22 protein-coding genes are annotated in these 22,477 nt (G+C 61.9%); 6 read left to right on the forward strand and 16 right to left on the reverse strand.

The annotated features are described in order from the left end of the window. Nucleotides 1-2,420, reverse strand: a 2,420-nt coding sequence (gene uvrA / locus B7Y43_RS16370; protein WP_374132747.1) for an excinuclease ABC subunit UvrA, incomplete at its 3' end; no start/stop codon positions are given. Nucleotides 2,421-2,581: 161 nt separating this feature from the next. Between uvrA and B7Y43_RS16375 the strand changes: the two genes are divergently transcribed. Next, nucleotides 2,582-2,980, forward strand: coding sequence for a hypothetical protein (locus tag B7Y43_RS16375; RefSeq protein ID WP_374132748.1), 399 nt, complete (start codon nt 2,582-2,584; stop codon nt 2,978-2,980). Between the two features lie 158 nt (nt 2,981-3,138). Then, a complete protein-coding gene (locus B7Y43_RS16380; protein ID WP_374132749.1) occupies nt 3,139-3,765 on the forward strand; it encodes a PAS domain-containing protein in 627 nt (208 codons plus the stop codon). 234 nt (nt 3,766-3,999) lie between these two features. On the opposite strand, the gene lpdA is transcribed toward B7Y43_RS16380, so the two are convergent. From lpdA to B7Y43_RS16435, 11 genes are all read right to left on the reverse strand, one after another. Next, nucleotides 4,000-5,400 (reverse strand): NAD(P)/FAD-dependent oxidoreductase, encoded by a 1,401-nt coding sequence (lpdA, locus tag B7Y43_RS16385; RefSeq protein WP_374132750.1) that lies wholly within the window; start codon nt 5,398-5,400, stop codon nt 4,000-4,002. 217 nt (nt 5,401-5,617) lie between these two features. Then, nucleotides 5,618-5,989 carry a DUF5615 family PIN-like protein gene (locus B7Y43_RS16390; RefSeq protein ID WP_374132751.1) on the reverse strand — a complete coding sequence of 124 codons (372 nt, stop codon included), beginning with the start codon at nt 5,987-5,989 and terminating at the stop codon, nt 5,618-5,620. Next, a complete protein-coding gene (locus B7Y43_RS16395) occupies nt 5,986-6,228 on the reverse strand; it encodes a DUF433 domain-containing protein (protein WP_374132752.1) in 243 nt (80 codons plus the stop codon). The genes B7Y43_RS16390 and B7Y43_RS16395 overlap by 4 nt, the downstream gene beginning before the upstream one ends. 9 nt (nt 6,229-6,237) lie before the next feature. Continuing rightward, the gene (odhB, locus tag B7Y43_RS16400) at nt 6,238-7,446 is read right to left on the reverse strand and encodes a dihydrolipoyllysine-residue succinyltransferase (protein ID WP_374132753.1); all 1,209 of its coding nucleotides are present in this window, start codon (nt 7,444-7,446) and stop codon (nt 6,238-6,240) included. A 121-nt stretch (nt 7,447-7,567) separates the two neighbouring features. Then, on the reverse strand, nt 7,568-10,495 hold the full coding sequence (locus tag B7Y43_RS16405) for a 2-oxoglutarate dehydrogenase subunit E1 (RefSeq protein WP_374132754.1): 2,928 nt from the start codon (nt 10,493-10,495) through the stop codon (nt 7,568-7,570). 254 nt (nt 10,496-10,749) lie between these two features. Further along, a complete protein-coding gene (gene sucD, locus B7Y43_RS16410; protein ID WP_374132755.1) occupies nt 10,750-11,634 on the reverse strand; it encodes a succinate--CoA ligase subunit alpha in 885 nt (294 codons plus the stop codon). Nucleotides 11,635-11,662: 28 nt separating this feature from the next. Further along, nucleotides 11,663-12,151 (reverse strand): DUF29 domain-containing protein, encoded by a 489-nt coding sequence (locus B7Y43_RS16415; protein ID WP_374132756.1) that lies wholly within the window; start codon nt 12,149-12,151, stop codon nt 11,663-11,665. Between the two features lie 205 nt (nt 12,152-12,356). Continuing rightward, complete coding sequence (gene mdh, locus B7Y43_RS16420) at nt 12,357-13,319, reverse strand: malate dehydrogenase (protein WP_374132757.1); 963 nt, start codon at nt 13,317-13,319, stop codon at nt 12,357-12,359. A 144-nt stretch (nt 13,320-13,463) separates the two neighbouring features. Further along, nucleotides 13,464-14,576, reverse strand: a complete 1,113-nt coding sequence (gene zapE, locus B7Y43_RS16425; protein ID WP_374132758.1) for an AFG1/ZapE family ATPase — start codon at nt 14,574-14,576, stop codon at nt 13,464-13,466. Next, nucleotides 14,573-15,055, reverse strand: a complete 483-nt coding sequence (locus B7Y43_RS16430; protein WP_374132759.1) for a PaaI family thioesterase — start codon at nt 15,053-15,055, stop codon at nt 14,573-14,575. Before B7Y43_RS16430 ends, zapE begins: the two co-directional genes overlap by 4 nt. A 132-nt stretch (nt 15,056-15,187) precedes the next feature. Then, complete coding sequence (locus B7Y43_RS16435; RefSeq protein WP_374132760.1) at nt 15,188-15,973, reverse strand: succinate dehydrogenase iron-sulfur subunit; 786 nt, start codon at nt 15,971-15,973, stop codon at nt 15,188-15,190. A 225-nt stretch (nt 15,974-16,198) separates the two neighbouring features. Between B7Y43_RS16435 and B7Y43_RS16440 the strand changes: the two genes are divergently transcribed. Further along, the gene (locus B7Y43_RS16440) at nt 16,199-16,942 is read left to right on the forward strand and encodes an SDR family NAD(P)-dependent oxidoreductase (protein ID WP_374132761.1); all 744 of its coding nucleotides are present in this window, start codon (nt 16,199-16,201) and stop codon (nt 16,940-16,942) included. 39 nt (nt 16,943-16,981) lie between these two features. After that, nucleotides 16,982-18,130, forward strand: coding sequence for an alpha-hydroxy acid oxidase (locus B7Y43_RS16445; protein WP_374132762.1), 1,149 nt, complete (start codon nt 16,982-16,984; stop codon nt 18,128-18,130). Here B7Y43_RS16445 and B7Y43_RS16450 read toward each other — a convergent pair. Next, entirely contained in the window at nt 18,127-19,125 is a 999-nt protein-coding gene (locus B7Y43_RS16450) for a C13 family peptidase (protein WP_374132763.1), read from the reverse strand. The two genes, B7Y43_RS16445 and B7Y43_RS16450, sit on opposite strands and share 4 nt — an antisense overlap. Before the next feature lie 102 nt (nt 19,126-19,227). Here B7Y43_RS16450 and B7Y43_RS16455 point away from each other — a divergent pair, with 102 nt between their 5' ends. Continuing rightward, the gene (locus B7Y43_RS16455; RefSeq protein WP_374132764.1) at nt 19,228-19,506 is read left to right on the forward strand and encodes a BrnT family toxin; all 279 of its coding nucleotides are present in this window, start codon (nt 19,228-19,230) and stop codon (nt 19,504-19,506) included. After that, complete coding sequence (gene brnA, locus B7Y43_RS16460) at nt 19,478-19,747, forward strand: type II toxin-antitoxin system BrnA family antitoxin (protein ID WP_374132765.1); 270 nt, start codon at nt 19,478-19,480, stop codon at nt 19,745-19,747. Before B7Y43_RS16455 ends, brnA begins: the two co-directional genes overlap by 29 nt. A 192-nt stretch (nt 19,748-19,939) precedes the next feature. On the opposite strand, the gene B7Y43_RS16465 is transcribed toward brnA, so the two are convergent. The 3 genes from B7Y43_RS16465 to sdhD all read right to left on the reverse strand — a co-directional run bounded on the left by B7Y43_RS16465 (nt 19,940) and on the right by sdhD (nt 22,475). Next, nucleotides 19,940-20,185, reverse strand: a complete 246-nt coding sequence (locus B7Y43_RS16465) for a DUF1902 domain-containing protein (protein WP_374132766.1) — start codon at nt 20,183-20,185, stop codon at nt 19,940-19,942. 98 nt (nt 20,186-20,283) lie between these two features. Then, nucleotides 20,284-22,086: a succinate dehydrogenase flavoprotein subunit gene (gene sdhA, locus B7Y43_RS16470; RefSeq protein WP_374132767.1), complete on the reverse strand. Its 1,803-nt coding sequence runs from the start codon at nt 22,084-22,086 to the stop codon at nt 20,284-20,286. Beyond that, complete coding sequence (gene sdhD / locus B7Y43_RS16475) at nt 22,083-22,475, reverse strand: succinate dehydrogenase, hydrophobic membrane anchor protein (RefSeq protein ID WP_374132768.1); 393 nt, start codon at nt 22,473-22,475, stop codon at nt 22,083-22,085. The genes sdhA and sdhD overlap by 4 nt, the downstream gene beginning before the upstream one ends. Nucleotides 22,476-22,477: the final 2 nt, after the last annotated feature.

Consider the following 22,477-nt stretch of genomic DNA (forward strand, 5'->3'; position numbering starts at 1 on the left):
TCGATCTTGAGCAGGCCGTCGCCCTGGCACGCCTCACACCGGCCGCCCTTGACGTTGAAGCTGAAGCGGCCGGGCTTGTAGCCGCGCGCCTGGCTTTCGGGCAGGCCGGCGAACCAATCGCGGATCTGGGTGAAGGCGCCGGTATAGGTGGCGGGGTTGCTGCGCGGGGTGCGGCCGATCGGCGACTGATCGATATCGATCACCTTGTCGAGATATTGCAGGCCGGTGACCTTGTCATGCTTGCCGGCCAGCATCCGTGCGCCGTTGAGCGCGCGGGCGGAGGCGGCGTAGAGCGTGTCGATCGTGAAGCTCGACTTGCCCGATCCCGATACGCCGGTGACGCAAGTGAAAGTGCCGAGCGGGATGCTGGCGGTGACGCCGCGCAGATTGTTCGCGGTGGCGTTGTGGACGGTGAGCTTCTTGCCATTGCCCTTGCGCCGGGTGGCGGGGACGGCGACTGCGCGGCGACCCGACAGATAATCGGCGGTGATGCTGTTGGTGTTGGCCAGCACTTCCGCAAACGTGCCTTGCGCGACGACCGCGCCACCGTGCACGCCTGCGCCGGGGCCCATATCGATGACATAATCGGCGGTGCGGATCGCGTCTTCGTCATGCTCCACGACAAGGACGGTGTTGCCGAGATCGCGGAGCCTTCGCAGCGTTTTCAGCAGCATGTCATTATCGCGCTGGTGCAGGCCGATGCTGGGTTCGTCGAGCACATAGAGCACGCCCGACAGGCCGCTGCCGATCTGGCTGGCGAGGCGGATGCGCTGGCTCTCCCCGCCGCTGAGCGTGCCGCTGGTGCGATCGAGGTTGAGATAGTCGAGCCCGACATTGTTGAGGAAGCCGAGGCGTTCGAGGATTTCCTTGAGGATACGTTCGGCGATTTCCTTTTGCTGGCCAGTGAGCGCCTCCGGGATCGCCTCGAACCAGGCGAGCGCATCGACCACCGAGAGACGGGTGACGCTGGAAATGTCACGCATGCCGATCTTGACCGCGAGCGCTTCGGGCTTCAGGCGCGCGCCGCCGCAGGTCTCGCAGGGCGCGCTGCTTTGGTACTTGCTCAGCTCCTCGCGCATCCACGCGCTTTCGGTGCTGAGCATCCGGCGGTTGAGATTGCCGATCACGCCCTCGAACGGCTTTTTGACGTCATAGGACTTCTTGCCGTCGATAAAGGTCAAGGTGACGGGCTTGCCGCCGGTGCCGTGGAGGATGATGAGCTTGACTTCGCCGGGCAGCTCTTCCCACGGGGTATCGAGCGAAAAGCCGAATTCGCGCGCCAGGCTGCCGAGCACCTGCATATAATAAGGGCTGGGCGGCTGTGACTTGGCCCAGGGCACGACCGCGCCCTTTTTGATGCTGAGCGCGTGGTTGGGGACGACAAGGTCTTCGTCGAACAGCAGCTTTTCGCCCAAGCCATCGCAGGCCGGGCATGCGCCTTGCGGGGCGTTGAAGGAGAAAAGCCGCGGTTCGATCTCGGCAATGGTGAAGCCCGACACGGGGCAAGCGAATTTTTCACTGAACACGATGCGGTTGGGCGGAATGCCTGCGCCTTTCATCGCGCCGCCGGGACTCCCCTCCCGCTCGCGGGAGGGGTTGGGGGTGGGCATTTCCGCACCAAACGACTGCGGCATTTCTCGGACGGACCCACCCCCGGCCCCTCCCGCAGGCGGGAGGGGAGCAGTCAGATCGGCAACGGTGCCATCCACCAAATCGACATAGGCCAGCCCTTCGGCGAGCTTCAGCGCGGTTTCGAAGCTTTCGGCGAGGCGCGTGCTCAGGTCAGGCCCGACCACCAGCCGGTCAACCACCACTTCAATGTCATGCTTGTACTTCTTGTCGATTGCCGGGGCCTCATCGACCTCGTAGATTTCGCCATCGATGCGGACGCGGGTAAAGCCCGCTTTCTGCCATTCGAGCAGCTCTTTCTTATATTCGCCCTTGCGGCCGCGCACGACGGGCGCGAGCAGATAGAGCCGCGTGCCCTCTGGCAGCGCCAAGACGCGATCGACCATCTGGCTGACGGTTTGCGCGGCAATCGGCAGGCCCGTCGCCGGGCTGTACGGGATGCCGACGCGCGCCCAGAGCAGGCGCATATAATCATAGATTTCAGTAACGGTGGCGACGGTGGAGCGCGGGTTACGGCTCGTCGTCTTCTGCTCGATCGAAATCGCAGGGGAAAGCCCCTCGATATGATCGACATCGGGCTTTTGCATCATCTCCAGAAACTGGCGCGCATAGGCGGAGAGCGACTCCACATAACGGCGCTGCCCCTCGGCATAGATGGTGTCGAACGCCAGGCTCGATTTGCCGCTGCCCGACAGACCGGTGATGACAGTGAGCGTGTCGCGCGGAATATCCACCGAGACATTTTTGAGGTTATGCTCGCGAGCACCGCGAACGGAAATATGAGTCAGCATGAGGAGAGTTTGTTCCATATTTGTTCGGCAGGAGCAAGCCAGCACTTGAGATGGGTTGTAGCGCAGCCAAGGGCAAGCGACAGATGGCTATTGGGCTGCATCTTGCGGATCGCCAGTGTATTACCTATTTCATACACTTGAGCAGCGATAGAGTCATGCCAATGCGGGAGGCAGCAATGGGCGAGAAGAAGAACAAATCCGGCAAAAAGAACAAGCCGGGCAAGATCCCCAAGACAATTGCCGGGGTGAAAATCCCCAAGGACCTGCGCAAGAGCGGTGAGGCGCTGATCGCCACCGCCAATTCGCCGGTTGGGCGCGAACTGATCATGACCGGGGTTGCCGCGATGATCGGCGCTGCCGCCACGCGGATGCGCAGCACGATGGCGACGCCCGCTGCGCCCCATGCCCCCCATTCCCCCCAGCCTGAACCGATCATTACCGCCTTTGGTGACGATCCCCACGCGGCTGGCGCGCAGGCGGCGCGTCAGATCATCGATGCCATTGGCACAATCACGCGCGCGGCCACCCGCCCACCGAGCGAAGACAAGACAACGCACTAAGCCCTTCGGCCACCCAGGCGCCATGCCGGGCGGACCTGAGGGCCCGACTGGCGGGCGCTGGCCCTGCCGATAGTGGCAATTTGCCGCGATGCATCCTAAATGCACGCTACGCGCAACGTTGTGGTATCCCCCCGGCGCGCGCGGCGGCAAGGACAGGCATGACAACCACGGACGATCTTCACGATCCAGACCCGCAGATCCTGGCGCTGATCGATCGCAGCCCGATCGCATCGGTGATCAGCGACCCGCGCCATCCTGACAACCCGATTATCGCCTGCAACGATGCCTTTTGCTCGCTAACCGGCTATCCACGCGATGAAGTGCTGGGCCGCAATTGCCGGTTTCTCTCCGGCCCCGGAACCGAGCCCTGGCTTTCGGAACAAATCCGCAAAGGCGTGCGCGAGCACAAGCCGGTGCTGGTCGAGATCCTGAACTATAAGCGCGACGGCACGCCGTTTCGCAACGCCGTACTGGTCGCGCCGATCTATGACGATGGCGACCAGAATTTGGTCTATTTCCTGGGATCACAAGTCGAGATTGACGACGATGCGCCCGCGCCGACCAGCCTGCGCCGGATCCGCGCCGCTGAAATGGTGAAGGCGCTGTCGCAACGGCAATGGCAGGTGCTGAAGCTTGCGTCGAACGGGTTGCTCAACAAGCAGATTGCCGCCGAGCTTGGTCTGTCCGAAAAGACCGTGAAGATGCACCGGGCGATCTTGATGGACCGGCTGGGCACCGCCACCACCGCCGACATGATCCGCGTCGCGGTGGAAGCCGGGCTCTAAGCCGCCGCCGGGTCGGCACTCCTTGGCCTCCAGGCATTGGACCAGCATGGTCCATTGGCCGTATCGCGGAAAATTATCGTTCAGCCTAACCGGACTGCGGGCGCCACGGCTGTTGCGCGCTTCACCGGGTCCAGCCCATTCGGTGAAAGCAGCGCGCGGCGTTTCCCTCTGCCGTGTTCAGGCCGTGGCGTCCAACCCATCTCAAAGCGGTCATTGCCGCCGGGCTCGTAGCAATCAAATATGAATCGCCTTCCCTGTGACCCCCATCGCCGCTTCCTTGAACGCTTCGGCATGGGTCGGGTGGGCGTGGCAGGTGTAGGCGATGTCCTCGCTGGTCGCGCCGAATTCCATCGCTTGCGCGGCCTGGGCGATCATCGAACCGGCGACTGAGGCGATCATCCAGACGCCGAGGACGCGATCGGACTTGGCGTCGGCAATGACCTTCACGAAGCCATCGGGCTCGTGGTTGGTTTTGGCGCGGCTGTTGGCGAGCATCGGGAATTTGCCGACCTTCACCTCACCGCGCTCCTTGGCCGCTTCCTCGGTGAGGCCGACGCCAGCGATTTCGGGCCAAGTGTAGACGACCGAAGGGATGACGTCGTGATTCACGATCCCCGTCAGCCCAGCGATGTTCTCGGCGACCGCGATCCCCTCGTCCTCGGCCTTGTGCGCGAGCATTGGGCCCGGCACGACATCGCCAATCGCCCAGATGCCGGGCACGCCGGTTTTGAAGCTGTGGTCGATCTCGATCTGGCCGCGCTTGTTGGGGGTGATACCCGCAGCTTCCAGGTTGAGCCCCTCGGTATTCGGGCGACGGCCGATTGAGACGAGCACGCAATCCGCCTCGATTGTTTCGGCCGCGCCACCAGCGGCTGGCTCGACGGAGATCGTCGCTTTGTCACCAGCGACGGCAACGCCGGTGACCTTGGTCGACAGCTTGAATTCGATGCCCTGCTTTTTGAAAATCTTGTTCGATTCCTTGCGGACCTCGCCATCGAAGCCGGGCAGGATCTGATCGAGATATTCGACGCAGGTCACTTTCGCGCCGAGCCGCTTCCACACCGACCCAAGCTCGAGCCCGATCACCCCGCCGCCGATGACGACGAGATGTTCAGGCACCTTGGCGAGTTCGAGCGCGCCGGTTGAATCGACAATGATCTGCTTGTCATTATCGACCACGACGCCCGGTAAGGGCGTGACGCTGGAACCGGTGGCGATGACGATGTTCTTCGCGCGGTAGCTGGTGCCCGCGACATCGACGGTGTCGGTGCCGGTGAACTTGGCATGGCCCTTCAGCCATTCGACCTTGTTCTTCTTGAACAGGAAGGCGATGCCGCCGGTGAGCTGCTTGACGGCGTCCTTCCGCTGCGCGTGGAGCGCGTCCATGTCGAGCTCGACCGAACCGAGCTTGATGCCAAGCTTGGCCATCATGCCGCTCGCCGCATCGTTGAAGAATTCGGACGCGTGGAGCATCGCCTTGGACGGAATGCAGCCGACATTGAGGCACGTGCCGCCGAGCGTCTCGCGCGCCTCGACACACGCGGTTTTCAGGCCAAGCTGGGCCGCGCGGATTGCCGCGACATAACCGCCGGGGCCGGAGCCGATGATGAGGACGTCGAAATCATAGTCAGCCATGGCTCAATCCCAATTATCATTACGGACCCGTTGGTACCAACCAGACCATTCCGGTGGCTCGGGGTTGTGCTGTGCAAATGCCGCCGCTTCGGTATCGTTTAGCGATTCAAACCAGCTAAAAAACGCCTCATATACATCTTGCCCAGGGCCCATCCGCCAACCCATCGACGGGAAGCCGTAATTCGGAAACATCACCCAAGGGAGCGAGGGCACCGGGTTATCCATTGTCATTGCTCGTTGGCGGGAACGGTCGAAATCGTGTCGTTGATGGCGTCAGCACAGCAATATGGCCATTGAGCATATCGCTTTCCAGAATTTCCAAAATTCTCATCACCATTTCATGCTGGTCCATCGGATCGCAGCGTAGGTAGATCAACGCCGGCGGCGGGGCCGCCGAAAAAGCAAAAATCAGGTCCGCAAAATCGCTGTCCTGCGTGATGATCGTCCGGCTTTCTTCAACGGCCAGGGCAAGCAGCCAGGAATCGGCCGACGTCGGATAATCAATCGCAGCCCGCAGGACATCATGGCCACCCGAGACCAAGGCGCGCGAAATCACGGTACTTACGTGGACGTCGAGCAGAAACTTCAAGCAGCCTTCGCCTGTCCGATCGCCACATATTCCTCATTCTGCATCATATCCGCAGCAAAGGCCGCAGCCGCAAGCAGGTGTTCGCGAAGTATACCTGGATATTCTTCCGCCATCTGATCCGCGCTCCAGCCAGCGGACATGAGCTTGAGGACAAACTCGACTTTTATTCGAGTGCCGCGAAAAATCGGCTTGCCGAAACCGATCTCCGGGTTCGAATAGATGTAATCTCGCCAGTCCATCGCCTGCCCTCACAAATCGATCAGTATCCGCGTCGGGTCCTCGATAGCATTTTTGAGCGCCACCAGGAACGTCACCGCTTCCCGCCCGTCGATCAGGCGGTGGTCGTAGCTGAGGGCTAGATACATCATCGGGCGGATGACGATTTGGCCACCCACCACCACGGCGCGGTCCTCAATGCGGTGGAGGCCCAGCACGGCGCTCTGCGGCGGGTTGATGATCGGGGTCGACATCAGCGAGCCGAACACGCCGCCATTGCTGATCGTGAAGGTGCCGCCCTGCATCTCGTCGATCTTGAGCGTGCCGTCCTTAGCGCGCTTGCCGAAATCGCCGATCGTGCGCTCGATCTGCGCGACCGACATGGTGTCGGCATTACGCACCACCGGCACGACGAGCCCGCCGGGTGAGGACACCGCGACCGAAATATCGGCGTAATCGTGATAGACGATTTCGTCACCCTCGATCGAGGCATTGACGCTCGGCACGTCCTTCAGCGCAAGGCACGCAGCCTTGGCGAAGAAGCCCATAAAGCCCAACCGCACGCCATGCTTCTTTTCGAACAGATCCTTATACTTGTTACGCGCCTCAATCACCGCCGTCATGTCGACGTCGTTGAAGGTGGTGAGCATCGCGGCGCTATTCTGCGCTTCCTTCAGCCGCTTGGCGATGGTCTGGCGCAGGCGCGTCATGCGGACGCGCTCCTCCTTGCGCGTGCCGGTCGTCGTGGCAACGGGCAGCGCGGGAGCAGCGGGGGTTGCTGCCACGGCAGGGGCAGGCGCGGGCGCTGCGGGCGTGCTGGCGGCAGCAAGGACATCGTCCTTGGTCAGGCGCCCATCCTTGCCGGTGCCGGTGACGGTCGACGGATCAACGCCGGTTTCAAGCACCGCCCTGCGGACCGAGGGCGACAGCGCAGCGGGCGCGGCTTCGCTGGCGGGCTCCGCCGAGGCGGGCGCAGCAGCAACCGGAGCCGCTGCAGCCGCAACGCCAGCATCAATCGTCGCGATCATCGCGCCGACAAGCACGACATCGCCGACCTGCACCGCGTGCTGGCCCATCACGCCAGCGACCGGCGCGCCGACCTCCACCGAAACCTTATCGGTTTCCAGGCTGGCGACGGGCTCGTCGAGCGCGACCGGATCGCCTGGCTGCTTCAGCCATTCGCCAAGCGTGGCTTCGGTGATCGATTCGCCGAGTACGGGGACTTTGACTTCGGTTGCCATCTGAGCAGTCCTTGCTTCTTTTGTTCGTCACCCCAGCGGAAGCGGGGGTCTTTATGGGGTTGCCATCCCATGGCCGCTCGAGACCCCAGCTTTCGCCGGAGTAACGTGGCGGCGGGGTGGGTTAACTCTTGCGGTTGCGCCTGATTTCCTCGCGCACATTATGGCCAAGCGCATCAGCGACCAGCGCGGCTTGTTCCATCTGGTGGCGCTTCATCAGCCCGGTGGCGGGCGACGCCGCCGCCGCGCGGCCAGCATAACGCGCGCGGGCGACGTTACGACCAGCACCGGCGAGGCATTCCTCGATGAACGGTTCGACGAAGAACCAAGCGCCGTTGTTTTTCGGCTCTTCCTGCGCCCAGACCACGGTTTCCAGATTGGTCATCCGCGCCAGCCGGATCGTCAACGCGTCGCTGGGGAAGGGATAAAGCTGTTCGATACGGACGATCGCGGTATTCGTGTCGCCCGCTGTGTTGCGTGCCTCCATCAGATCATAGGCGACCTTGCCGGTGCACAGCACCAGCCGCTTCACGTCTTCGTCCTTGGGCGCCCAGGGATCGGACAGGATCCGCATGAAATGGCTTTCGCCCTGGAAATCAGCTGCCGCTGACACGGCAAGCTTGTGGCGCAGCAGCGATTTGGGCGTGAAGACAATCAACGGCTTACGGAATGGCCGGTGCATCTGCCGACGCAACAGATGGAAATAATTGGCTGGCGTGGTGCAGTTGGCGACCTGCATATTGTCGCCCGCGCAGAGCTGCAGGAAACGTTCGGGCCGCGCCGAGCTATGCTCTGGCCCCTGCCCCTCATAGCCATGCGGCAGCAGCATGACGAGGCCATTGGCGCGCAGCCATTTGGATTCGCCCGAGGCAATGAACTGATCGATCATGATCTGCGCGCCGTTCATGAAATCGCCGAACTGTGCTTCCCACAGCACCAGCGTTTTCGGGTCGGCGAGCGCATAGCCATATTCGAAACCGAGCACGCCATATTCGGAGAGCGGGCTGTCGAGCACTTCAAAACTGCCATGTTCGATCGTCCAGAGCGGCACATATTTATGCTCGTCGGTCTGATCGACCCACACGGCGTGGCGCTGGCTGAAGGTACCGCGTCCCGAATCCTGGCCCGACAAGCGCACGCCATAGCCTTCCGACAACAGCGAGCCAAAGGCGAGCGCTTCGCCGGTTGCCCAATCGAAATTCGCACCCGTTTTGAACATCTCGCGCTTGGCGTCGATCACGCGGGCGAGCGTCTTGTGGATCTTAATGCTGTTCGGCACCGTCGTCAGCGTTCGGCCGATGCTGTCGAACAATTTGCCCTCAATCCCCGTCGGGATATTGCGGCGTGCGGTCTCTGGATCAGCGGGCGCATGCAGGCCCGACCAGCGGCCAGCGAACCAGTCCGCCTTGTTGGGCTTGTAATTGGCGCCAACCTCAAACTCGCCTTCGAGCAATGTCGTGAACTGGCTGATCGTGTCATCGACCCAGGCCTGGTCAATCACGCCCTCTGCCATCAGCTTCTTGCCATAAATCTCGCTGACCGGCGGGTGCTGGCGGATGCGATCATACATGAGCGGCTGGGTGAAGCTCGGCTCGTCGCCTTCGTTATGGCCGAAGCGGCGATAGCACCACATGTCGATGACGATGTCGCGCTTGAAGGTTTGGCGGAATTCAATCGCCATCTTGCACGCAAAGGTCACTGCCTCAGGATCGTCGCCATTGACGTGGAAGATCGGTGCCTGAACGCCCTTGGCCACGTCCGATGGATAGGGCGAGGAGCGCGCATATTGCGGGCTGGTGGTGAAGCCGATCTGGTTGTTGATGATGAAATGCAGGCAGCCACCAGTATTGTATCCGCGAATCCCCGAAAAGCCGAGGCACTCCCAGACGATGCCCTGCCCCGCAAAGGCCGCGTCGCCATGGATCAGCACGGGCAGCGAGCCGCTGTGATTTTCCAGGTCCCCGGCGATCGTCTGGATCGCGCGGGTCTTGCCGAGCACGACCGGATCGGCCGCTTCGAGATGCGAGGGGTTTGCGACCAGCGACATATGCACATTGACGCCGTCAAATTCGCGGTCGGTGCTGGTGCCGAGATGGTATTTCACATCGCCCGACCCCGCCACGTCATCGGGATTGTCCGAACCACCGCCAAATTCGTGGAAGATCACGCGGTAGGCCTTGGCCATCACATTGGCGAGCACGTTCAACCGGCCGCGATGCGCCATGCCATAGACGATTTCGCGGATGCCGAATTGCCCGCCATATTTGATCACGCTTTCCAGCGCGGGGATCATGCTTTCGCCGCCATCGAGCCCGAAGCGCTTGGTACCGACATATTTACGGCCGAGGAATTTCTCCCACTGTTCGGCCTCGATCACCTTGTTGAGGATCGCCTTCTTGCCCATCGGCGAGAATTCAATCGCCTTGTCCTGGCCTTCCATCCGATCCTGCAAGAAACGGCGTTCCTCGACATCGGCGATGTGCATATATTCAAGGCCGACCGACCCGCAGTAATTCTTCTGCAGGGTCGCAACGATTTCACGCACCGTGGCCCATTGCCGGCCAAGCGCGCCGCCCAGATAAACCGGCTTGTCGAGATCGCCCCCGGAGAACCCATGATATTCCGGAGTCAGATCAGCGGGCAATTCCTGCTTGGCGATGCCGAGCGGATCAAGCTTGGCAGCAAGATGCCCACGCACCCGGTAGGTGCGGATCAGCATCATCGCGCGGATCGAATCTGCAGCGGCCGATGTCACATCAGTCGTCGGCGCGGCCGGTGCTGCTGCGGGTTTGGGCGCGCCACGCACTGGCTTTGGCGCTGGCTCCATCTGGCTGGGATCAAGTGCGGCGGTGAGATCATCGGTGGTGGTCGCGGGCCAATTCGCCTGCTGCCAGCTTGGGCCAGGATGGCTGCCCTCCAGCCCTTCGAAAAAGCCGCGCCAGCCCGGCTCGACACTGTCGGGCGACGCCTTGTAGCGCGCATACAGCGTGTCGATAAAGGCCGGGCTAACCGAGCCTGCGAGCGTTTCGAAATCCTGGCCTTCATAGCCCATTATGATCGTCCTTCTCTTCCCTCTCCCTTGAGGGAGTTCGGGGTAGGCCATGCCCCCGGCATGGCCTAAACAATCCGGGGGATTGTCTACCCCGAACTGGTTGCGCAGACTTGGCAGCTTGCTGCCTAGTCGTAGCTGGGTGAGGGTGCAGCGGCGTTCGCATCTCAAGCGCTACCGCCCCTCATCCAACTTCGCCTAAGCAGCAAGCTGCCAAGGCTCCGTATCCTTCTCCCCATGGGGGAGAAGGTTTGTGTTTACCCGTTCAACACCGCGAGCAAGGTGGTGCCGAGTTCGCTCGGGCTGTCCGCCATCCGGATGCCGGCGGCTTCCATTGCAGCAATCTTGTCTTCGGCACCGCCCTGACCACCCGACACGATCGCCCCGGCGTGACCCATGCGACGCCCCGGCGGGGCCGTGCGACCGGCGATAAAACCGGCCATCGGCTTTTTGCGGCCTTTGCGCGCTTCGTCTTTCAAAAACTGGGCAGCTTCTTCTTCGGCCGAACCGCCGATTTCGCCGATCATGATGATCGAATGCGTTTCATCATCGGCCAGGAACAATTCCAGCATATCGATGAAATTGGTGCCGTTGACGGGATCGCCGCCAATGCCGACCGCGGTCGTCTGACCGAGCCCGGCGTTCGAGGTCTGGAACACGGCTTCATAGGTGAGCGTGCCCGAGCGCGAGACGACGCCGACCGAGCCTTTCTTGAAGATGCTGCCGGGCATAATGCCGATCTTGCATTCGCCGGGGGTCAGCACGCCGGGGCAGTTCGGGCCGATCAGCCGCGACTTGGAGCCGCTGAGTGAGCGCTTGACCTTGACCATGTCGAGCACCGGAATGCCTTCCGTGATGCACACGATCAGCGGCACCTGGGCATCGATCGCCTCCAGAATCGAATCCGCCGCAAAGGGGGGCGGCACATACACGACCGATGCCGTCGCGCCGGTCTTCGCAACGGCCTCATGCACCGTGTTGAAAACCGGCAGCCCGATATGCTCGGTCCCGCCCTTGCCCGGCGTAACCCCGCCGACCATCTGCGTGCCGTAAGCCAGCGCGGCCTGGGTGTGGAAGCTGCCGGTTTCGCCGGTCATCCCTTGCGTGATGACCTTGGTGTGTTTGTCGACGAGAATGCTCATGGGGCGGGTGCGCTCCGTTTTGGATGGGTCAGTTCGGCCAGGGCCGGTCGGGATCGAGATCGTGGAGCCGGGTCATGATGTCGTCCCAGCTATAGGGGCAGGATTCGGGCAAACGGTGCGCGGGGATCGTCGTGGCCTGCTCCACCAGCGCGGGGACGACGAAATATGCGTCGTCTATCGCCTCTGCGATGCGCGCCTTGAAGCTTGGATTTTCCTTGAGAAGCCGGTTTACCATCCGCCGCTGCGTCACAATTGTCACGCGCCAGCTACGGCCTTGCCGCTCGGGCTGATAATCCCATTTCATCATGTGCAGGATAATGAGTTCGACAGCACTAACGAATGCGCGAAATTCACTCCTGCCCACGCTTTCAACCTCTTCCACCAAATTTGCGATGTCCAGTTCGTCGAAACGATGCGCGCGCAGCAAGGCCGCCTGTGACTGAACCCAGGCAGCAAAATCCTCGTCATACGCCGGGTAATTGCGGCGTGCGGGAGAAGGGGGATCGTGCTCAGCCATTCAATCTAGTTATCATATTCCTGACAGGCCTGTAATCACGCAGACCGAAAGCTGTCGGTTTCGCCGGTCATTACCGACGTGATGTCTACGGTGTTCTTGTCGACGAGGATGATCATGATTGATTATCGTCCCTATTCCGTCATGCCATCAGCCGCTGGCATCGCGTCTCGCATGAGACTCCGGCATTCGCCGGAGTGACAACCGATCAGTTCAGGCTGCCATCAATCGCCTTGCACGCCACCAGCAGTTCCTTGACCGCATCGACCGAAACGGTGAGGTTCGCCTTGGCTTCGTCATCCAGCGCGATCTCGACGATCTGCTCGACACCGCCTGCGCCAATCACCACCGGCACGCCGACATAGAGATTATCGACGCCGTACTGTCCGGTCAGGTGGGCTGCTGCGGGCAGGACGCGCTTCTGATCGTAGAGATAGGCCTCGGCCATTGCGATGCCGCTCGTCGCTGGCGCGTAATAGGCCGAGCCGGTCTTCAAGAGCGCGACGATCTCGCCGCCGCCCGAGCGGGTGCGCGCGACGATCGCGTCGATACGCTCCTTGGTGGAGCGGCCCATGGCGATCAGATCGGGGATCGGTATGCCCGATACGGTCGAGTACTGAATCACCGGCACCATCGTGTCGCCATGGCCGCCGAGCACGAAGCTGGTGACGTCCTTGACCGAGACGTTGAACTCATCGGCCAGGAAATGGCTGAAGCGCGCCGAATCGAGCACGCCAGCCATGCCGACCACTTTATTGTGTGGCAGGCCGGAGAATTCACGCAGCGCCCACACCATCGCATCAAGCGGGTTGGTGATGCAGATCACGAACGCGTCGGGCGCGTTGGCGGCGATGCCTTCGCCGACCGCCTTCATCACCTTCAGGTTGATGCCGAGCAGATCATCACGGCTCATGCCTGGCTTGCGCGCGACACCAGCGGTGACGATGACGACATCCGCGCCCGCGATATCCTTGTAATCATTGCTGCCAGTGATCGTGGCGTCGAAACCCTCAACTGGGCCGCACTGCGACAAATCGAGCGCCTTGCCCTGCGGTACGCCCTCAACCACGTCGAACAGGACGACATCGCCCAGCCCCTTCAAAGCGGCGAGATGGGCGAGCGTGCCACCGATATTGCCTGCACCGATCAGCGCGATTTTCTTGCGAGCCATCTTCATCCTCCGGCGATGGGGCGGGAACAGGATGGCCCCGCAAAGCGATCGCGGCTTAGGCGGTTTGGGGCCCCGTCGCAACACAGGAAATTGCGCTAAACTGTCGTTATTGCTATTGCTTCGCAACTGCGGTGCCACATCATCTCAAACCGCGCCATGCCCCTTTGCAAGATAGCGATCAGATTGCATCTCTTCGAGCCGCGAGGCGGTGCGTTCAAATTCAAATGCGCCATCGCCCTTTGTATAAAGCTGATCAGGTGACGCATCCGCAGCGGCGATCAATTTGACGTTATTCTCATAAAGCGCATCGACCAGGGTGACGAACCGTGCCGCTTCATTACGGTTTTCCGGCCCGAGCCGGGGAATGCCGACGATGATGACGGTGTGGAAACGCCGCGCAATCGCCAGATAGTCGGCCGCACCGCGCGGTTCGCCACAGAGTCGCTTGAACGAAAATACCGATACGCCTTTGAGGCTTTTGGGCACGTGCAGCGTGCGGGCGCCCTGCACCGGGATATCCTCCGTCGGGACATGCGCGCGATCCTCGGGCGGATAATCAGTGAGCCGGAAAAAGGCAGAGGACAGCGCCTTGGTTGCAGCCGGCCCGTTGGGGACCAGCCACATATCCATCTGACCGAGCCGATCGCGGCGATAATCGACCGGCCCGTTGAGCGGCACAACCGTCATCTTTTCACCGATCAGATCGATAAAGGGCAGGAACAGCCCGCGATTTAGCCCATCCTTATAGAGATCTTGCGGCGGCCGATTGGAGGTGGCAACCACCGTCAGCCCGCGCGCCCACATCGCGGTGAAGAGTCGCGAAAGGATTGCCGCATCGGCAGTGTTGTTGACGACCATCTCATCAAACGCGATCAGCCGCGCTTCGCCGACCATCGCGGCGGCAACCGGGGCGATCGGATCGCCGGCCTCTTTCTTGCGCTCCTCGGCAAGCCGCTGATGCACTTCGAGCATGAATTCGTGAAAATGCACGCGGCGCTTGCGGCGGATATCGACGCAGCTGAAGAACAAATCCATCAGCATCGATTTGCCGCGCCCGACCCCGCCCCACAGATAGACGCCCTTGGGCGGCTCTGGCGGGCGACCAAGCGCGCGCCACAGCACTGAGCCGCGCTTGGGGGTCGCCTCCAGATCGGTCGCGAGTGCCGCCAGCGCCAAAACGGCGGCCTGCTGTTCGCGATCAGGCCGTAATTCGCCCGCCCGCAACAATTGATTATAGCGATCAAGCACGAAGGTCATGGGATGGCACTTGGTATCGGACTGGGCTTCGGGCTGGGCTTGCGGATCGTGCCCGCAAAGGCGGCGATCCGTTCGTCGCTATCCGCCTGGACGATCAGCCCGCGCAGAAACAGCAATCGCCCGGTTTCCTTGAGCAATTCGACCTGCGCTTCAAGCGGCGATTCGGCAGAGCCTGCGCCGATAAACTGAGTCGACAGATCAAGCGTCACCGCTGTCCCCGCCTCGATCAGTCCGAACCCGCGCGAAGCGGCGAACAGCGCAATATCGATAAAGCCGAGCAGCGCACCGCCATGGATCCGGCCCGACAAATTGGTGTGGACATGCGCTGGCTGCATCCGGACACGCGCCATATGCCCTTCCACCTTGAGCAGGAACGGCCCGAACAGGCTGTTGAAGCGTGTCGGGTCGTTGAGTTCCCACGTCATCCAGCCGGGGTGATCGGGCGATTCATGATAGATGAAATGGGGTGAAGCGCTCAACAACCAGTCCCTCAATCCGCCGCGTCAACGATGCTCATCGGCTAGTGGCGACTAAAGGCGAAAAAAGGGCAAGCGTTCGGCGGGAACGGGCCCCGCCAACAAACGGGCTCCCAGATCACCAGTCGCCGCGCGTCACACCACGCGTTCGACTTCCATCTTCTTGATCTCGGCAATCGCCTTGGCCGGGTTCAGGCCCTTGGGGCAGACATTGGCGCAATTCATGATGGTGTGGCAGCGATAGAGCCGGAACGGATCCTCCAGCTCGTCGAGCCGCTCACCGGTCATCTCGTCGCGGCTGTCGGCGAGCCAGCGATAGGCCTGGAGCAGGATAGCCGGGCCCAAGAACTTGTCGGCATTCCACCAATAGCTCGGGCAGCTGGTCGAGCAGCAGGCGCACAGGATGCACTCATAGAGCCCGTCAAGCTTGGCGCGATCCGCCGGCGACTGGAGCCGCTCCTTGCCCGAAGGCGGCGGCGTGACGGTCTGCAACCACGGCTTGATCGAGGCATATTGCGCGTAGAAATGCGTGAAATCGGGGACGAGATCCTTGATCACGCTCATCGCAGGGAGCGGCGTGATCTGGACATCGCCCTTCACATCCTCAATCGCCTTGGTGCAGGCGAGCGTGTTGCTGCCATCGATATTCATCGAGCACGACCCGCAAATCCCCTCACGGCACGATCGGCGGAAGGTGAGCGACGAATCCTGCTCGGCCTTCATCTTGATCAGCGCGTCGAGCACCATTGGGCCGCAGGAGTCGAGATCAACCTCAAACGTATCGAAATGCGGGTTCTGGCCGCTATCGGGATCATAGCGATAGATTTTGAATTTCTTGATCCGCGTGGCGCCTGACGCTGCCTTGTGGACCTTGCCCTGCGGCTTGACCTTGCTGTTCGCGGGAAGAAAAAATTCGGCCATTGTGTAACGCGTCCCATTGCTGGCGAGGGGCATCACCGGCCCCCGCCGATAGCCGATACATGAGGGCGCGCGGGGTCGCAAACATTTGTGGGCAACAATCGGGAATGTTTATTGCCGCGAAGTTTTCCTCAGCCGCCGCCGATTGATCCATCGTCCCGCCGCCCCATCTCTCCTCGCGACGCCGACGGTCAGCCCGATCGTTCCCGGCGCGGAGAGACGAAGATCATGAGCAAGAAACTGGACGGCAAAAAGGCACTGGTTACGGGCGGATCGCGCGGCATTGGCGCGGCGATCGCAAAACGGCTGGCCGAAGACGGGGCCGATGTCGTCATCACCTATGCAGGCAATCAGACAGCGGCCAATCAGACGGTTGCCGCGATCACCGCCAGCGGGCGAAAAGGACTGGCGATCCAGGCCGATGCGGCTGACGGGGCCGCGACGGCAGCGGCGGTGCAAGAGGCTGCAACTGCGCTGGGCGGGCTCGACATTCTCGTCCACAATGCCGGCATCGCCAATTTCGCGCCGATCAGCGCCGACACGCAGGACAATTTCGACAAGACTTTTGCGATCAATGTCGACGGCGTGTTTGCTGGCACCAAGGCAGCCGTGCCCTTGCTGAGCGATGGCGGGCGTATCTTGATCATCGGCAGCATCAACGCCCATTCGATGCCGGTCGCCGGTGGTGCCGTCTATGGCGCGACCAAGGCGGCGGTTGCTGGCCTTGCACGCGGTTGGGCACGCGATCTTGGCCCGCGCGGCATATTGGTCAACGTCATTCAGCCGGGTCCGATCGATACCGATCTGAACCCTGCCGATGGGCCGTTCGCGTCGGTCCTGACACCGCATGTCGCGCTGGGCCGGTATGGCAAGGTCGAAGAAGTGGCAGCGCTCGCCGCTTTCCTTGCCAGCGATGAGGCAAGCTATATCACCGGTGCCGCAATCGACGTCGATGGCGGCTTCACGATCTGAAGCCTTGCCCTTGCTGGTCGAGCCGCCTAGCCAGCGGCAATGCGGCTCGACCAGTGCCATAATGTGGATGATTTCAGGCGGCTGGCCAAAGCGCGGCTGCCGGGGCCGGTGTTTCATTACATCGACGGCGCGGCGGACGACGAGGTAACGCGACGGCGCAATACCGCCGCTTTCGACGATTGCGACCTGGTACCCAATGTGCTCGCCGGCGTGCAGGAGATCGACACCAGGGTGACCGTGATGGGCAAGCGCATCGCGATGCCGCTGTTCCTGTCCCCCACCGCGCTGCAACGGCTGTTCCACTGGCGCGGCGAGCGGGCGGTGGCGGCAGCGGCGGAGAAATTCGATACCTGGTTCGGAATCTCCTCGCTCGCCACAGTGAGCATTGAAGAGATTGGGCGGACGATTGCCTCACCCAAATTATTCCAGCTCTATGTCCACAAAGACAAGGGGCTGAACGCCGCCATGATCGCCGCGTGCAAGGCGGCGAAATTCGATGCGATTGCGCTGACGGTCGATACGATCGTCGGGGGAAACCGCGAGCGGTGCCTGCGGACGGGCTTCACCTCGCCGCCGCGCATCACGCCATCGTCAGCGCTCAGCTTTGCGATGCACCCGCGCTGGACGCTGGATTATCTGCTGCGTGAGCCATTCGAGCTTTCCAACCTGAAAGACCATCTCGACGAGGGGTCGCGCAAATCGATGTCGGTCGGCGAGTATTTCACCAAGATGCTCGATCAGTCGCTTGACTGGAAGACCGCCGAAGCGATCCGCGCCGATTGGAGTGGGGAATTCTGCCTGAAGGGGATCATGTCGGTGGGCGATGCGCAGCGCGCGGTCGATATCGGCGCGACGGCGATCATGGTCTCCAACCATGGCGGGCGGCAACTGGACGGATCGCGCGCACCCTTCGATCAACTGGCGGAGATCGTCGATGCGGTGGGCGACAAGATCGATGTAATTTGCGACGGCGGCATCACGCGTGGCAGCCATGTGTTGAAGGCGCTGAGCGTTGGCGCCAAGGCGTGTTCGGGCGGGCGGCTCTATCTTTATGCGCTGGCGGCGGCGGGCCAGGCCGGGGTGGAACGGACGCTCGGCAATCTTCAGGCAGAGATTATCCGCGATATGAAGCTAATGGGCGCTAAATCAGTGGCCGATCTGAGCAGGGCCAATCTGCGCTGGCGTTAGCGCTGGTCGAGCAGCGCCGTCGCCGGGCGCCCGACCGATGCCGTCGTTGCCGCGGGGGTCCGCCGGTCTAGCTGTGCCAGCCACGCGGTCGCCCGGTCGCCAATCAGCACTTGCGGCAGCGATGGTTTGAGCCGCCCCTGCTGCTCCCACTGGCCGACCAGCGCCACAGCCTCCGCACTGGCGGCGGCTAACGGCTGGGCTTTGCGCAGCGCATGGTTGATCAGCGCGTCGCCATAGAAGGTCCAGTCATTATCGGACTGGCAGCCGAATGACGTTCGATCGCCGGCGGAGGCGGTAAGGATCGCGGTATCGGCATTGGCGAGCGCAGGGACAAAGCTGCCCGAATAACAGGCGCTGACAATGACGAGCCGCCGATCAACCCCAAGCGCGCCGAGCACCGCCGCCAGCCGATTGGGCGAGATGGCGCCATAACCCTGATCGGCATCGTTATAGATGATCCCAATCGGCGCGCCGTGGCTGGTGGTGTAGAGTACCAACCCATCCTCGCTCTTGTCGATGAGTTCGGCGATGCGGGCGAGGGCCAGCGCAAGATGGCCGGGCGACCCGCGCGGCAAATCGCTGGGACCGGTGCCGTCGCTGCCCGCCAGCACGATCGTGCGGCCAGCCGCGTCATAGCGCCGCGCGAGCACCTTCGCCGCCTCACGCGCTTCGCGCCCGAACACCGGATCGCTATCAAGCGCGATCGACACCACATAGGCATCAACCATGCCCTTGCGCTGGGGCAACAAGCCATCGAGCGCGCTGACCAGGCGACGATGCTCAGCCAGCTCGTCATCAGGCGCACGATCCCGCTCTATCTGCATGCCGCCATTGGCAAAGGCGACAAAGTCTTCCGGCGTCGCGCCAACCGGCAGTGGCGCGCGGGTATGCTGCGGGGCACGATAGGTGGGGCGCTGCGCGGTGGAGGCACCCGCAAGCGCGGCAAGCAACACCACGCAAATGATTCGAAACGCCGCCATTCCCTGCAAAACCAAGCCCCCTTGTTACCGCGCAGCATTACGGCGCTTCGCGGTAAAAGTGTCAACGGGGATTGGATTGAGTAGAAATTATACCTTTTTTACGCTATGCAATGGACAATGTTCGACTTCGACCCCGCCAAGAGCGCGGCCAACAAGGCCAAGCACGGGATCGATTTCGTGGAAGCGCAGGGCCTTTGGGTAGGTGTGAAAGTAACAATCCCGTCTCGAACAATCGTTGAACAAGAAGCCCGAGACATGGTGATTGGCGAGATTGGCGGCAAGCGATGGACGGCGGTAACAACCAAGCGGGATGGCGTGACCCGGATCATCTCGGTGCGGCGGGCGCGAAAAGACGAGGAGCTTTTGTATGAACAAGCCCAGCAAGCTCATCGTTGACGCAGCCCCCGAGCCGATTTCCGCCGAGGAACTTGATCGGCGGTTTGATGCCGGAGAGGACGTTAGCGCCTACTTCGATTGGGGAAAGGCCAAGGTTTCCGGGTTGGGAAAGCGGCGGGTCAATCTCGATCTGCCCGAAGCGATGGTGAACCGCATGGACTACGAGGCAAAGCGACGCGGCGTGACGCGACAGGCCCTGATCAAGATGTGGTTGGCGGATCGGCTGGAGCGGGTGGGCTAGAGCTTCTTTTTTACGCCTGCCTGCTTGAGAATTGCATTGGCGGTATAGAGCTTACGGGTGCTGGCATCGACCGTGAAGGTCAGGCCAGTGATTGGACTGAACAGATTTCGTGATCGCCCTTGCCCTGTCGCACAAAATAACAGCCGTTCGCCGCCAGCGCGCGTTTCAGGTCCCTGCCATAACCGCTGCCCATTACGCCGCGACCGGGATGGTACTTTCGTGGAAGGCGACGAGCCGGAGTGAGTGGGGACCTTGGCGGCGATCTTCGGCGATCAAATGGATGTTGTCGGCAATCAGTTCGGGCAGAACGGCAGCAGCGCGATCGCGCAAATGTTCGAGCGTGTCGCCCTCGGTGACCAAGCCCGGCACATCGCAATCAAGCGTATACCAGACACGCGCTTCGGGATCATAACCGGCGTGCAAGGTCCAAAGGGTCATTTGTTGCTCCTTTAGATTATCATAACGCTTTGCACGCCGTAGCGAAAGCGGGTGATCGGGCACATCGTTAGCTGTCGACCGTCACGCCGACCCATCCATCAATAAACCCGCTTCTTCGGCTTGATATACTCAATGTCGTCGGTCAGCGTGTAATCGTGCACCGGGCGGTAATCGATCGCGACTGCACCGCCCTTGCCGCCCCAGCCGTCGAACGTCGCGATGGTGTGCTTCATCCAGTTGGCGTCGTCGCGGTTGGGGAAGTCTTCGTTGACATGCGCGCCGCGTGATTCCTGGCGGTTGGCGGCGGAGTTCACCGTTACCACCGCCTGGGCGAGCAGGTTATCGAGTTCGAGCGTTTCGACCAGATCGGTGTTCCAGATCAGCGAGCGGTCGACGATGCCGACATCGGCCATCGATGCGTAGATCTCGGCCATCTTTTGCTTGCCCTCGGCCAGCAGCGCGTTGTCGCGGAAAACGGCGCAGTTCTTCTGCATCGTGCGCTGCATTTCGCCGCGGATTTGGGCGGTTGGTTTGCTGCCCTTGGCATTGCGGAAATGATCGAGCCGGCCGAGCGACAATTCTTCCGAGCCCTTGGGCAGCGGATTGTGCGCGCCCTGTGGGCGAGTGATCTCGGCAATGCGCTTGCCGGTCGCACGGCCGAACACCACCAGATCGATCAGCGAGTTGGAGCCCAAACGGTTGGCGCCGTGGACCGAAACGCACGCCGCCTCGCCCACCGCGAACAGGCCGGGGACGACGCTGTCGGGGTTGCCGTCCTTCAGGTTCACGACCTCGCCGTGGAAGTTACAGGGGATGCCGCCCATGTTGTAATGCACCGTCGGTGCCACCGGCAAAGGCTGGCGCGTCAGATCGACGCCCGCGAAGATCTTGCCCGTCTCGGTGATGCCGGGCAGCCGCTCAGCCAGCACCTTGGGGTCGATATGGTCGAGGTGGAGATAGATATGGTCCTTCTCCTTGCCGACGCCGCGCCCCTCGCGGATTTCCATCGCCATTGAGCGCGAGACGACGTCGCGCGACGCCAGGTCCTTGGCGCTCGGGGCATAGCGCTCCATGAAGCGCTCGCCTTCGCTATTGGTGAGGTATCCGCCCTCGCCGCGCGCGCCTTCGGTGATCAGCACGCCTGCGCCGTAAATGCCGGTCGGGTGGAACTGGACGAACTCCATGTCCTGCAGCGGCAGCCCCGCGCGCAGCACCATGCCGCCGCCGTCGCCGGTGCAGGTATGTGCCGAGGTCGCCGAGAAATAGCAGCGGCCATAGCCGCCCGTCGCCAGAACGGTCTGGTGGCTGCGGAAACGGTGGATCGATCCGTCATCCATGCACAAGGCGATCACGCCCCGGCAGACGCCGTTCTCCATGATCAGGTCGAGCGCGAAATATTCGATAAAGAAGTCAGCGTCATATTTCAGGCTCTGCTGGTAGAGCGCGTGGAGCATCGCATGGCCGGTGCGGTCAGCGGCAGCGCACGTGCGCTGCGCGGGTGGCCCCTCGCCCATATTCTGCATCATGCCGCCGAACGGGCGCTGATAGATTTTGCCCTCTTCAGTGCGGCTGAACGGCACGCCGGCATGTTCCAGCTCGTAGACGGCGGCAGGCGCCTCGCGGCAGAGATATTCGATCGCGTCCTGGTCACCGAGCCAGTCGGAGCCCTTGACGGTATCATACATGTGCCAGGTCCAGTGGTCCGGGCCCATATTGCCGAGCGACGCAGCGATCCCACCTTGCGCCGCCACCGTGTGGCTGCGGGTCGGGAACACCTTGGTGATGCACGCCGTTTTCAGGCCGCTTTCGGCGATGCCCATCGTCGCGCGCAGGCCCGAGCCGCCCGCGCCAACAACAACCGCGTCATAGGTGTGATCGATGATCTTGTAGGCAGCGGTCATGCGAGCGGTGCTCCGGCGACGAAAGCGATTTTCAGGATCGAGAAGATGGCAATGGTTGCAGCACCAAGCGTGAAGAAGGTCAGCAGCACCATCAGCGCAACGCGCATCGCGCCGTGCTGATAATCCTCAATCAGCACCTGCAACCCCATACGGAAATGATAGAAAGTGCTGGCGACCAGCAGGATCATCGGAATGGCGGCGAGCGGGCTGGATAGCCAAAGCTTCAGCGTTGCATAATCATGCTGGGGGAGCAGCGCCATTGAGGCGAAGAACCACAGCATCAACACCAGATTGCCACCGGCGGTCAGCCGCTGATGCCACCAATGATGCGCGCCTTCGTTCGACGAGCCTAGGCCGCGCACGCGGCCGAGTTCGGTTCCGCTACCCATGA

It is taken from the genome of Sphingomonas sp. 28-62-20, assembly GCF_002281505.1.